The organism is Streptomyces sp. NPDC055243 (genome assembly GCF_044544025.1).
Lineage (GTDB): Bacteria > Actinomycetota > Actinomycetes > Streptomycetales > Streptomycetaceae > Streptomyces.
Map to the genome: position 1 here is coordinate 407388 of NZ_JBITWR010000005.1, position 12037 is coordinate 419424.

Sequence of the window (12037 nt, forward strand, 5' to 3'; positions counted from 1 at the left end):
CCGGGAGGTTGCCGCCTGTCGCCGTGGTCTTCGACGTCGCGCTGTCGGACGGCCAGACCCTCAGTACGGCTGTGCGGGGTGGAGTCGGTGGGGCTGCGCCTTCGCTCCCGGACCTGGCGTCTCTGCGGCCGACAAACAGCGACTCGTACGACCTCTCGCCGAGGGACTTGGGCCCCGAGCGGGCCGCCCACCCGGTCGAGCCCAAGGCCCCGCTGCTCCGAGAGGGGCCGGTGCTCGGCGGTGTTCCTGCCGATCCGTCGACGTGGGCCAGGAGCTGTCTCGCAAGCAGCTACAGAGGTCGGCCTCTTGACCCCGGTGGCCCCAGCCACTAGTTTGCGGTGGCTGTCGATCTGTCACTATCGAAAGGGGGCGACCAGCGGATGAACACCAGCTCTGATCTTGGTCGCCTCGCCCAGCGCACGGTCTGGGTCCCGGGTCGGATCGCGCACGGCGCCTGAGTACGCCGTTCTGATGTGCCCGGATGTGCTCGTCCGGGGCGCATTCGTGGTCGCCCGTCCGCGGCACCTTGCGGGGTCTCCCCGCCACCACCACTTTCCTGCACGTCACTGCTGCGTGCTGTCGTGCGCCGTTTCATTTACACGGCGCGTGTGAACACAGAAAGCTGCCTGAAATTGGCGAACATGATGAATCGACCGATGGCGCACCGAATCGATGGCCTGTCATGACGGCGCCGCGGATCACGGTCAATGGGGAAGAAGCACCGATCTCACCGGCCGCGTGCCACACCACCGTGCTGGATTTCCTGCGTGAGCGGGGTCTCACCGGTACCAAGGAGGGGTGTGCCGAGGGTGAATGCGGCGCCTGTTCGGTGCTGGTGGCCCGGCCCGGGGTGACCAAGGCGACCGACTGGGTCGCGGTCAACGCCTGCTTGGTGCCGGCCGCGGCTCTCGACGGCCAGGAGATCATCACCTCCGAGGGTCTGGCCTCCGTCGACGAATCCGGCAGGCCGCGCGTACTGCACCCGGTGCAGGAGGAGATGGCGGTCCGCGGTGGCTCCCAGTGCGGCTACTGCACACCGGGATTCATCTGCAGCATGGCTGCCGAGTACTACCGCCCCGACCGCTGCGTCCACGCGGACGCGGGCGACAGCGCGGACAGCGCGGACTCGGGCGGTGGCTCAGGCGCAGGCGCGGCTGAAGGCACCGACGCCGAGCACGGTCCGAACGGCTTCGACCTGCACGCGCTGAGCGGAAACCTGTGCCGCTGCACCGGCTATCGCCCGATTCGCGATGCCGCGTTCGCCGTCGGTACGCCCACCGACCAGGACCCGCTGGCGCAACGCCGCGAGCAGTCCGCGCCGGCGCCGGTCGCCACCGAGTACAGGCAGGACGGCAGGGTGTTCCTGCGCAGGAACACCCTGGCCGAAACGCTGCGGCTGCTGCGCGAGCGGCCCGACGCGGTGGTGGTGGCCGGGTCCACGGACTGGGGCGTCGAGGTCAACATCCGCTCCCGGCGGGCGGATTGCGTGGTCGCCATCGACCGGCTGCCCGAACTGCGGGAGCTGCGCGTCGAATCCGACCACATCGAGATCGGGGCGGCACTGACGCTCACCGAGATCGAACGCCGCCTCGACGGTGAAGTCCCGCTCCTGGCCCAGCTGTTCCCGCAGTTCGCGTCGCGCCTCATCCGCAACGGCGCGACCCTCGGCGGCAACCTGGGCACTGGCTCACCCATCGGTGACAGTCCGCCGGTGCTGCTCGCCCTCGAAGCAGCGGTGGTGCTCGCCGACGCCGACGGTGAGCGCGAGGTCCCGCTGGCGGACTACTTCACCGGCTACCGGCAGAGCGTGCGCCGTCCCGGCGAGCTGATCCGTGCGGTGCGCGTTCCGCTGCCGCTGTCCCCGGTCGCCGCCTTCCACAAGATCGCCAAGCGGCGCTTCGACGACATCTCCAGCGTGGCGGTCGCGTTGGCGCTCGACATCGAGGACGGCGTCGTACGCAAGGCACGCATCGGCCTGGGCGGCGTGGCCGCCACCCCGATCCGCTCCCTGGCCACCGAGGCGGCCCTTGAGGGCAGGCCGTGGACGGCGGAGACTGTCGAGAATGCGGCCTTGGTGCTGCGGGCCGAGGGCACGCCGATGAACGATCACCGCGCCAGCGCCGGCTATCGCTCCGCGATGCTCGGCCAGAGCCTGCTGAAGCTGCACGCACAGACCACCGAGGCGGTGTCGTCATGAGTCATTTGTCCGAGCGTCCCGAAAAGCCGGTCGTCGGCGTCTCCATGCCGCACGAGAGCGCCGTCCTGCACGTCACCGGCGCCGCGCTGTACACCGACGACCTGGTCCAGCGCACCAAGGACGTGCTGCACGCGTACCCGGTCCAGGTCATGAAGGCCCATGGCAGGATCACCGCGCTGCGCACCGAGCCCGCACTCAGTGTGCCCGGCGTGGTCCGCGTGCTCACCGGTGCTGATGTGCCCGGCGTCAACGACGCCGGGATGAAGCACGACGAACCGCTGTTCCCCGACGAGGTCATGTTCCACGGCCACGCGGTCGCCTGGGTGCTCGGCGAGACCCTTGAGGCGGCCCGGCTCGGAGCGGCGGCCGTCGAGGTGGACCTCGACGAACTGCCCTCCGTGGTCACTCTGCAGGACGCCATGGCGGCCGACAGTTTCCACGGTGCCCGGCCCCTGATGCTGACCGGCGATGTCGACGCGGGCTTCGCCGATGCGGCGCATGTGTTCACCGGTGACTTCCAGTTCTCCGACCAGGAGCACTTCTACCTGGAGACGCACGCGGCGCTGGCCCACATCGACGAGGCCGAGCAGGTGTTCGTCCAGAGCAGCACCCAGCACCCCTCGGAGACCCAGGAGATCGTCGCGCACGTCCTGGGTCTGCACAGTCACGAGGTGACCGTGCAGTGCCTGCGGATGGGCGGCGGCTTCGGCGGCAAGGAGATGCAGCCGCACGGGTTCGCGGCCATTGCCGCGCTCGGCGCCAAGCTGACCGGCCGGCCGGTCCGGCTGCGGCTCAACCGCACGCAGGACCTGACGATGTCCGGCAAGCGGCACGGGTTCCACGCCGCATGGAAGATCGGCTTCGACGCCGACGGCCGGATCCGGGCCCTGGAGGCCACCCTGACCGCGGACGGCGGCTGGAGCCTGGACCTCTCCGAGCCGGTGGTGGCCCGCGCCCTGTGCCACATCGACAACACGTACTGGATCCCCAACGCCCGCATCGCCGGCCGCATCGCCAAGACCAACAAGGTCTCCAACACTGCCTTCCGTGGTTTCGGCGGACCGCAGGGGATGCTGGTGATCGAGGACATCATGGGGCGGTGCGCGCCCCTGCTGGGCCTGGATCCGATGGACCTGCGGGAGCGCAACTTCTACCAGCAGGGTCAGTCCACACCGTACGGACAGCAGGTCCTCCAGCACGAACGGATCTCCGCCGTCTGGCACAAGACCCTGGACAACGGCGGCGTCGCCGACCGCAAGCGTGAGATCGCCGCCTTCAACGCCGCGCATGCCCACACCAAGCGGGCCCTGGCGGTCACCGGCGTCAAGTTCGGCATCTCGTTCAACCTCACCGCCTTCAACCAGGGCGGCGCGCTGGTGCTGATCTACAAGGACGGCTCGGTCCTGATCAACCATGGCGGCACCGAGATGGGCCAGGGCCTGCACACCAAGATGCTCCAGGTGGCCGCGACCACACTGGGCATCCCCTTGCACAAGGTGCGCCTTGCCCCGACGCGTACCGACAAGGTGCCCAACACCTCTGCCACCGCCGCCAGCGCCGGGGCGGATCTCAACGGCGCGGCGGTGAAGAACGCCTGCGAGCAGTTGCGCGACCGGCTGCTGCAGGTGGCCGCCACCCAACTGGGGTCCGGCGCCTCGGACGTACGCATCGTCGAGGGCATCGCGCGCACGCTGGGCAGCGACCGGGAACTGGCCTGGGACGACCTGGTGCGGACCGCGTACTTTCAGCGGGTGCAGTTGTCGGCGGCCGGTTTCTACCGGACCGAGGGACTGCACTGGGACGCGAAGACTTTCAGGGGCTCGCCGTTCAAGTACTTCTCGCATGGCGCGGCGGCAGCCGAGGTGGAGGTGGACGGCTTCACCGGCGCGTACCGCATCCGACGGGTGGACATCGTGCACGACGTCGGCGACAGCCTGTCCCCGATGATCGACATCGGTCAGGTCGAGGGCGGTTTCGTGCAGGGCGCGGGCTGGCTGACCCTCGAGGACATGCGCTGGGACGCCACGGAGGGGCCGAACCGCGGCCGGCTCCTCACCCAGGCGGCGAGCACCTACAAGCTGCCGAGTTTCTCGGAGATGCCCCAGGAGTTCAACGTCATGCTCCTGGAGAACGCCACCGAGGAGGGCGCGGTCTACGGGTCCAAGGCGGTGGGGGAGCCCCCGCTGATGCTGGCGTTCTCGGTGCGCGAGGCGCTGCGGCAGGCCGCCGCCGCGTTCGGCCCGAGCGGGGTCAGCGTCGAGCTGGCCTCGCCGGCGACGCCGGAAGCGGTGTACTGGGCGATCCAGTCGGCGCGCCAGGGTGATGTCCCGGGGAACGGGGTCGTCGGCGACGACTCTGCCAGCCACGGTCTTGCGGCCGACGGCAAGATCCAAAGCGGCAGGATGCAAAGCGAAATGAAAACGCTGAGTGGTGCCTGACATGACGTGGGTCGCCGCGGTCGCACGGTTGCGGGCACGCCGGGAGCCCGGCGTGCTCGCAACGGTCGCGGCCGTGCGGGGGCATGCCCCGCGCGAGGCCGGTGCGAAACTCGTCGTGGGGCAGAGCCAGACGTGGGGCTCGATCGGTGGCGGCAATGTGGAGGCCGTGGCGATCGACCGGGCCCGGGAGATGATCGCCGTGTCCAAGCCGGAGCCGGAGCTGATCGATTTCGCGCTGAACGACAAGGTGACCAACCAGCACGGCGTGCAGTGCTGCGGAGGCACGGTCTCGGTGCTGCTCGAACCGCTGCCGGTGGTACGGGCGGTGGCGATTTTCGGCGTCGGGCACGTCGGGCTGGAACTCGCGCGCATCCTGGCACGTCAGGACCTCGACCTGCATCTGATCGACACCCGCTCCGACATCCTCGCCGAGGAGCGGCTCGGCGTGCTGGCGGACGCGGTGGGGCAGGTGCATGTGCACCACAGACTGCTGCTGCCCGAGGAGGTGCTGGCGGAACTGCCGCGCGGCACCCACGTCCTGATCATGACCCATGATCACGCCGAGGACGCAGCGCTGTGCGACGCCGCCCTGCGCACCCCCCATCTCGGATCCATCGGCCTGATCGGGTCGGCGGCCAAGTGGGTACGGTTCCGCAACCGCCTCGCCACCGAGGGAGGCCACGACGAGGCGACCATCGACCGCATCAAGACCCCCATCGGCCTGGCGGACATCACCGGCAAGGAACCCGCGACCATCGCCGTGAGCGTCGCCGCCGATCTGCTGCGCACATTTGAGACCGAGGGGAACTGACTCTCTCCCCGACGGGACAGACAGGGGCCCCGCACTGGTGCGCATGCGCGCGTGCGGGGCCCCTGTCGACGCCTCACCGTCGGCCCCCGGGACGACGGTTCCCTGATCAAGGTGTGATTACCTGCACGTTCCGTGGGAGAGGGCCCCGCCAACAGGAACCGTCACACCGGCCAGAACTGCAGCAGGAATCGCTCCACCCCCTCGGGCACGCCCTGCTCAGCGAGGGCCGTGACCTCTTCCTGCCCCACCACATGAGCGCGCAGCCGCCATCGCCTGTTCGCGATGCCGAGGTCGATCTCGTTCTCGTCCGGCCCGCCAGCCGTATGGAACTGAAGCTGCCCCGTCACGGAGTCCAGCTCCGCCTCCCCGGTCGCCTCCCAGGAGGTGGTGCGATCCGGCTCCGGCGGTGAGTCCCAGACCTCGATAGTGAACACCGCTGTGTGGGTATGGCCTCCCGACTTGATGTCCACTCGCCCGTGCTGCGCCGAGACCAGCCCGTCCGCGCCATCGGGCCAGTCGTCGATCACGCCCTCGTCGGCTTCCTGCAACCAGAGCAAGAACCGCTCGACCAGGACCGGGAACTGCTCACGATGTACCAACGGCATTCCGTACTCCGCTCGTTCAGCTCACTCCCCACAAGGCTGCCTGGCTCATGATCGAAGAAGAGAGGAGCTACGGCGCGAGACCGAGCGGATCCAACACGCTCAGGCTCGGCCGCCGGAACCCGAGCTCGACGTGCCAGCTGGGACCAGCACGTCCTTCGACGTGGGCAGAACCCGCATGTCCAGGGCATTCCCACAGCCAACCACGACACCGATGACCACCTGACCACGACCGGCACGAAATTCCGCCTAGGCCCTGTCCGGCGGGTCTTGAGGTCCTTGGAGCGTCTGCTGCTGGTGGACCATGAGATCGGCAGAGCCCCCTCGCAGTGGACCGGGGCCCGCCTCGTCGGCCGCTCCCCGCACTGGGCGCGTCAGCGGCCGCCGTTCCCCCAGGGAGCCAGAAGGTCAGCGAACCTCTGTATTGACGCGATGACGTGGGTGGTGTCGACGGCGGTGTAGCACAGCCGGAAGTAGCCCGGCTCGGCGCACGACAGGAGTTGCCCCGGGAGCAGCTGTACCTGTGCGTACGTGGCGATGTACCAGCGCAGCCACTCCTCCTCGCTGGAGATGTTCGGGAAGAGGATCGGCAGGGCGACCGTCCCGTGCTTCTCGGCCTCCGCGCTCATCTCGGCGAACGGCTGCGGTACGCGGTCCAGTTGCGGGAAGTGCGGACCGATCTCCGGCGGGATCACGGCCGTGCCCGCCGGCGGCAGATAGGCGCGCAGGTCGAGCCAGAAGAACTGTGCCGCGTTCTGCCCTTCGCGGTAGCGGTAGGGGATTCCGCCGTCATCGAGGGCACGGCGCGTTTCCTGGAACGCGGTCGTCAGCCAGTCCCGGTACTGCTTCATCAGCTCGAGCGGATAACTCTTGCCGTCGATGGTGGTCTCCAGCATCTTCCCGATGACGAAGTGCTTGAGCGAGTCGAACGGGCTGAACCAGGAGAGGGAGTTCTGCTTGTCCTTGATGCCCTGCATGGCCTGATGGACCACCGGCGATTTGGAGATCACGACTCCGGCCTTGAGGCCCGACATCCCGAAGTCCTTGGCGAATGAATAGACGACGTGGATCCGGTTCTGCGCCTCCGGGCTGTGCTGGTAGGCGTCCAGTGCCAGGGCGCTGACGAACCCAGGCTGAGCCCAAGCGAGTTGGGAGTGTGCGTATATCTCGTCGGAGATGATGTGCATGCCCGTCTCGTTGAGCACCCACCGGTAGATGCTCTCCAGCAGGTCCTTGTCGTAGTTGTCGCCCAGCGGGTTGTTGGGGTTGGTGAGGACGAGCAGCTTCGGCGGCTCCGGCTGGGTCCGGTAGGCGTGTTGCAGATCTGCCAGGGTGAGCTCGAAGTTCTCCTTGCCTCTCTCCCGGAGATGAACGGGAACGGTGACCAGTTCGGGCCGTTGCTCGAAAGACCAGTTGAAGCCCTGCCAGTAGGGGGCGGGCAGCAGCACCCGGTCACCGCTCCGCAGGATCCCGCCGTCCTTGAGCGCGAATGCCAGGCACTCCAGAGCGGCAGATGCACCCGATGTGCCGAAGATGTCCTCGCTCTTCAGGTCCGGCGCGAGCATCGGACGGAGCATGTCCGCGATGCGGTGGCGGAGGCCCGGGCTGCCGTACGACGGGGCGTACTTGACGTCTTTCTGCTCAAGGACGCCCAGCCTGTCGTAGACATTGTCCCGCAGCGATGGATAGACCAGCACGTTCTCCGCCGTGGCGAGGTTGGTCACATCGGTGTAGAGCTCCTGGTGGACGGCAAGCCGCTGCTCCGGGTCGGCGGCCCCGGCGAGCAGCGCCGTGATCTCCTCCGGGCTCCGGCCCTCGGAGCCCTGCTGCGGTGTCGTGGTGCCGTTCGCGTTCCTGGTCATCGTGGATTCCTCACTCGACAGGTGCGCTTTCCTGGCAAGCCCCCATCTTTCGGGAGGGGAACGGAGGACGAACAGGACGCGAACCGGCCACGTGGCGCGGCGGCGGTCGCGGGTGCAGCCAGAGCCGGATCGCCGCGACGGTGACCGTCCCGTGGATTCCTCGTAGCAGATGTGACCCCAGGCCTCGGCCACGCCCACCTGCCGGCAACCGGCTGTCGGCGGCCTGGTGCCCACCGGAAGTGAATCGGTTAAGTATCCTCGTGGCAACGTTGTCACTTGTGCTTGGGGGTGCGTGCCGTTCTGGCCGTGCCGGATGGGGAGGGTCATGTACGCGGCTTTGGACATCGGGGGCACGAAGATCGCCGGAGCCCTGGTCGATGCGGACGGACGGGTGACGCGGCGCGTCCAACGGCCCACCCCGGCGCAAGAGTCGGCGGGCGTGATGATGGGAGCGGTCGGCGCCGTGCTGGACGCGCTGGCCCAGGACCCGGCGTGGGGTGTCATCCGTGGCTTCGGTGTCGCCAGCGCGGGTCCGGTGGACACCGCGGAGGGCACCGTCAGTCCGGTCAACATCCCGGCCTGGCGAGGCTTTCCGTTGGTGAGTGCGGTGCGGGCGCATCCTTTGCTGTTCGCGGGGCTCGAGCCCGTGCTGATCGGGGACGCGGTGGCGATGACGGCCGCGGAGCACTGGAAGGGGGCTGCGCGGGGCATCGACAACGCGTTGTGCATGGTGGTCTCCACCGGCGTCGGTGGGGGCCTCGTCCTCAACGGCCGCCTGCATCCGGGCCGTTCCGGCAATGCCGGGCACATCGGTCACATCAGCGTCGACCTCGACGGGAGCGTCTGTCCGTGCGGGGCCAGAGGCTGTGTGGAAGGACTGGCCAGTGGGACTTCGATCGCCCGGCAGGCGCTGGCCGCAGGGTGGACGCCGCCCGAGGGTGAGGCCGCGACGGCTGCGGCGGTCGCCGCCTCCGCCAGACAGGGCGACGCCCGCGCCCTGGCCGCGTTCGACCGGGCCGCACAGGCGTTGGCGGCGGGTATCGCCGCGACGGCCTGCCTCGTCGAGATCGACGTAGCAGTCATCGGCGGCGGCGTGGCGCAGGCCGGCCCCCTCTTGTTCGCGCCCTTGCGGCGCCACCTCGACGCCTACGCCACGCTGGACTTCGTGCGGGGTCTTGAGGTCCGCGCCGCGGCACTGGAGCAGGACGCCGGGCTGGTCGGCGCGGCGGCGGCTGCCCGTGCGCTGTCGCGCCGCACGCCGGCCGCCGGTACCGGCCTGGTGCCTGGTAGCGGGAACGGGGGACTGGCTCCGTTCATAAATACTTAACCGGTTCCGTTCAGAGCGTTGTGCTCCGGCCGCACGCCCCCTAGTGTCGTGGCCGTCGCCGGGCGGAACCACGAGCACCGGCCCGCTGTCCTCTGCTTGTCGCAGGCCGGCGGGCGTGCCGACGGACCCCTCGCGGTCCCGCTCGGACGCCGCTGCCCCCGGTGCGCCGCACCGCCCGGGCAGCGGTTCACCAGGCGCCGAACCAGGCGTCCTGGTCAACCGCGCCCGCGGTGCAGCGGGTGCGGCGCGCACCGCCCCTGATGACACGTCGTGCCGTGGGCCGCCGATTCGGGCTGCCCGAGATCAGGGCACACCCATCGAACCAGGAGCCGTAGATGAGACGCATACGAGCCGCCGTCGCGACGGGAACCCTCCTCGCCGCCTGCTCCGCACCCCTGGCCACCGCCCCGTCCGCGCAGGCGGCCGACGCACCCGGCTTCCACATCCAGGACGGCCGACTGCTGGACGCCAACAACAAGGACTTCGTGATGCGCGGCGTCAACCACGCGCACACCTGGTACCCGGACAAGACCGACCAGGCGCTGAAGGACATCAAGGCCAAGGGTGCCAACACCGTGCGCGTGGTGCTGGGCACCGGGGACCAGTGGAGCAAGAAGGACACCGCGGATGTCACCAGAGTCGTCTCCCAGTGCAAGGCGAACCGGCTGATCTGCGTCCTGGAAGCCCACGACACCACCGGCTACGGCGAAGCCGGCGCCGCCGTGCCGCTGTCCAAGGCCGTCGACTACTGGCTCAGCGTTAGGGACGCGCTCGTCGGTCAGGAGAAGTACGTCCTGGTCAACATCGGCAACGAGCCGCACGGCAACACCAACTACACCGCCTGGACGAACGACACCAAGAGCGCCATCGGCCGGCTTCGGTCCGCGGGGCTGGAGCACACTCTCATGGTCGACGCCCCCAACTGGGGCCAGGACTGGTCCTTCACCATGCGCGACAACGCCGCCGCCGTACTCGCCGCGGACCCCGACCGCAACACTCTCTTCGACGTCCACATGTACGGCGTCTACGACACCCCCGCCGAGGTCAGCGACTACCTCAACCGGTTCACCGCCGCCAAACTGCCCATTGTCGTGGGCGAGTTCGGCGACATGCACTCCGACGGCAATCCGGACGAGGACGCCATCATGGCCACCGCCCAGTCGAAGGGCATCGGTTACCTGGGCTGGTCCTGGAGCGGCAACGGCAGCGGCGTCGAGTACCTCGACCTGGTCCAGAACTTCGACGCGAGCCGGCTGACCGACTGGGGCAAGAGGCTGTTCGAGGGGGCCAACGGCATCAAGTCCACGGCCAAGGAGGCCAGCGTCTTCGGCGGCTCCGACGGGGGCACCGACCCGGGCGAGGGTGCCTGCGCCGTCACCTACCGCCTGAGTGACTGGGGCAGTTCATTCAACGCCGACGTCACCATCCGCAACACGTCCGACAAGAGGATCGACGGCTGGAAGCTCGGTTTCGCCTTCCCCGGCCAGCAGAAGATCAACTCGGTGTGGAACGCCAAGGCTGTCCAGAGCGGCGCCGGTGTCCACATCACCCCCGAGCCCTGGACGAACTCGATCCCCGCCGGAGGCACCGTGAGCTTCGGTCTCAACGGATCCTCCACCGGCGCGAACACCGCGCCGACCTCCTTCACTCTCGACAGCCGGACCTGCACCGTCATCTGAGCCCTGGTTCAATGACCGGATGAGCGTCCTTCAGCGGCCGACCGGTAGGGTCGGCCGCTGAAGCGCGGAACCGGTACAGCAGGAGGGCGCATGAAACGGCCGACGATCGCGGACATCGCGCGCCAGGCGGGGGTCTCCAAGGTCGCGGTCTCCTACGCGCTCAACGACCAGCCGGGTGTCTCCGCGCAGACCAGGGCGCGGGTCAAGGCCATCGCGCAGGAGGTCGGCTGGCGGCCCAGCAGCGCCGCTCGTGCGCTGAACGGCGCGCAGGCCCGAGCCGTGGGCCTGGCAGTGTGCCGGCCCGCACGCACCCTCGGCGTCGAGCCGTTCTTCATGGAACTCATCGGCGGTATCGAGTCCGAGCTCGCTCCGCGCTCCATCGCGCTCATGCTGCAGACCGTCACCAGTCACGACGACGAGATAGAGCTCTACCGGCGGTGGTGGGGCGAAGGCCGGGTGGACGGTGCGCTCCTGGTGGACCTGCACGACGACGACACCCGCGTCCCCGCACTCGTGGCCTTGGACATGCCCGTGGTGGCTCTCGGTCCGCCGCACGCGGCCGGGGACGTCCCCGCCGTCTGGTCCGACGACGGAGCCAGCATCCGGGAAACGGTCGCCTATCTGGCGGCTCTGGGGCACCGCAGCGTGGCGCGGGTGGCGGGGCTCGCCCACCTGGCGCACACTACCGTGCGCGACGCCGCTTTCGAGGCGAGCTGCCGCGAGGCGGGCCTGCCCGAGCCCGCCGTGGTGCACACCGACTATTCCGGTGAGCTCGGCGCACAGGCCACCCGTAGGCTGCTCATCGCCCCGGACCGTCCCACCGCGATCGTCTATGACAACGACATCATGGCCGTCGCGGGTCTGTCGGTCGCCCAGGAGCTGAACCTGGAGGTTCCCCGCGACCTGTCCCTGGTGGCGTGGGACGACTCGCCCTTCAGCCAGGCCGTGCGGCCTCAACTCACCGCCCTGACCCGGGACATCTACGAGTACGGCGCCTGTGCCGCGCGGACCTTGCTGGCCGCCATCGGCAAGGAGCCTGTCGAGCATCTCCAGTTGGCCGCCGCCCGCTTGGTGCCCCGGGCGAGCACCAGCTCACCTCGCCCCCGCTGAGGTGAGCCGGT

The 12037-nt window shown here is 69.1% G+C and carries 8 protein-coding genes; 6 read left to right on the forward strand and 2 right to left on the reverse strand.

Features of this window, described 5'->3' with window-relative positions; all coding sequences use genetic code 11:
* The first annotated feature begins 682 nt into the window (after positions 1-682).
* Genes ACIGXX_RS17880 through xdhC form a run of 3 tightly spaced genes read left to right on the forward strand, consistent with a single transcriptional unit; the run spans position 683 to position 5446 of the window.
* Positions 683-2197 carry an FAD binding domain-containing protein gene (locus tag ACIGXX_RS17880; RefSeq protein ID WP_351174061.1) on the forward strand — a complete coding sequence of 505 codons (1515 nt, stop codon included), beginning with the start codon at positions 683-685 and terminating at the stop codon, positions 2195-2197.
* A complete protein-coding gene (gene xdhB, locus ACIGXX_RS17885) occupies positions 2194-4635 on the forward strand; it encodes a xanthine dehydrogenase molybdopterin binding subunit (RefSeq protein ID WP_399976622.1) in 2442 nt (813 codons plus the stop codon). Before ACIGXX_RS17880 ends, xdhB begins: the two co-directional genes overlap by 4 nt.
* Before the next feature lies 1 nt (position 4636).
* A complete protein-coding gene (xdhC, locus tag ACIGXX_RS17890) occupies positions 4637-5446 on the forward strand; it encodes a xanthine dehydrogenase accessory protein XdhC (protein ID WP_399976625.1) in 810 nt (269 codons plus the stop codon).
* 161 nt (positions 5447-5607) lie between these two features.
* Here the strand turns inward: xdhC and ACIGXX_RS17895 are convergent, their stop codons facing one another.
* Both ACIGXX_RS17895 and ACIGXX_RS17900 read right to left on the reverse strand, forming a co-directional pair.
* Positions 5608-6051: a hypothetical protein gene (locus ACIGXX_RS17895; protein ID WP_351174052.1), complete on the reverse strand. Its 444-nt coding sequence runs from the start codon at positions 6049-6051 to the stop codon at positions 5608-5610.
* 371 nt (positions 6052-6422) lie between these two features.
* Positions 6423-7910 (reverse strand): aminotransferase class I/II-fold pyridoxal phosphate-dependent enzyme, encoded by a 1488-nt coding sequence (locus ACIGXX_RS17900; RefSeq protein WP_399976628.1) that lies wholly within the window; start codon positions 7908-7910, stop codon positions 6423-6425.
* 325 nt (positions 7911-8235) lie between these two features.
* On the opposite strand from ACIGXX_RS17900, the gene ACIGXX_RS17905 reads away from it, so the two are divergent.
* From ACIGXX_RS17905 to ACIGXX_RS17915, 3 genes are all read left to right on the forward strand, one after another.
* Positions 8236-9237 carry an ROK family protein gene (locus ACIGXX_RS17905; RefSeq protein ID WP_399976631.1) on the forward strand — a complete coding sequence of 334 codons (1002 nt, stop codon included), beginning with the start codon at positions 8236-8238 and terminating at the stop codon, positions 9235-9237.
* A 335-nt stretch (positions 9238-9572) separates the two neighbouring features.
* Positions 9573-10916: a cellulase family glycosylhydrolase gene (locus ACIGXX_RS17910; protein WP_399976634.1), complete on the forward strand. Its 1344-nt coding sequence runs from the start codon at positions 9573-9575 to the stop codon at positions 10914-10916.
* A gap of 90 nt (positions 10917-11006) precedes the next feature.
* A complete protein-coding gene (locus tag ACIGXX_RS17915) occupies positions 11007-12026 on the forward strand; it encodes a LacI family DNA-binding transcriptional regulator (RefSeq protein WP_399976637.1) in 1020 nt (339 codons plus the stop codon).
* Positions 12027-12037 lie beyond the last annotated feature (11 nt).

What these genes read in the sequence shown, in the direction of transcription:
- ACIGXX_RS17880 (WP_351174061.1), top strand. Translation starts at nt 683, where the DNA reads ATGACGGCGCCGCGGATCACGGTCAATGGGGAAGAAGCACCGATCTCA.
- xdhB (WP_399976622.1), top strand. Translation starts at nt 2,194, where the DNA reads ATGAGTCATTTGTCCGAGCGTCCCGAAAAGCCGGTCGTCGGCGTCTCC.
- xdhC (WP_399976625.1), top strand. Translation starts at nt 4,637, where the DNA reads ATGACGTGGGTCGCCGCGGTCGCACGGTTGCGGGCACGCCGGGAGCCC.
- ACIGXX_RS17895 (WP_351174052.1), bottom strand. Translation starts at nt 6,051, where the DNA reads ATGCCGTTGGTACATCGTGAGCAGTTCCCGGTCCTGGTCGAGCGGTTC.
- ACIGXX_RS17900 (WP_399976628.1), bottom strand. Translation starts at nt 7,910, where the DNA reads ATGACCAGGAACGCGAACGGCACCACGACACCGCAGCAGGGCTCCGAG.
- ACIGXX_RS17905 (WP_399976631.1), top strand. Translation starts at nt 8,236, where the DNA reads ATGTACGCGGCTTTGGACATCGGGGGCACGAAGATCGCCGGAGCCCTG.
- ACIGXX_RS17910 (WP_399976634.1), top strand. Translation starts at nt 9,573, where the DNA reads ATGAGACGCATACGAGCCGCCGTCGCGACGGGAACCCTCCTCGCCGCC.
- ACIGXX_RS17915 (WP_399976637.1), top strand. Translation starts at nt 11,007, where the DNA reads ATGAAACGGCCGACGATCGCGGACATCGCGCGCCAGGCGGGGGTCTCC.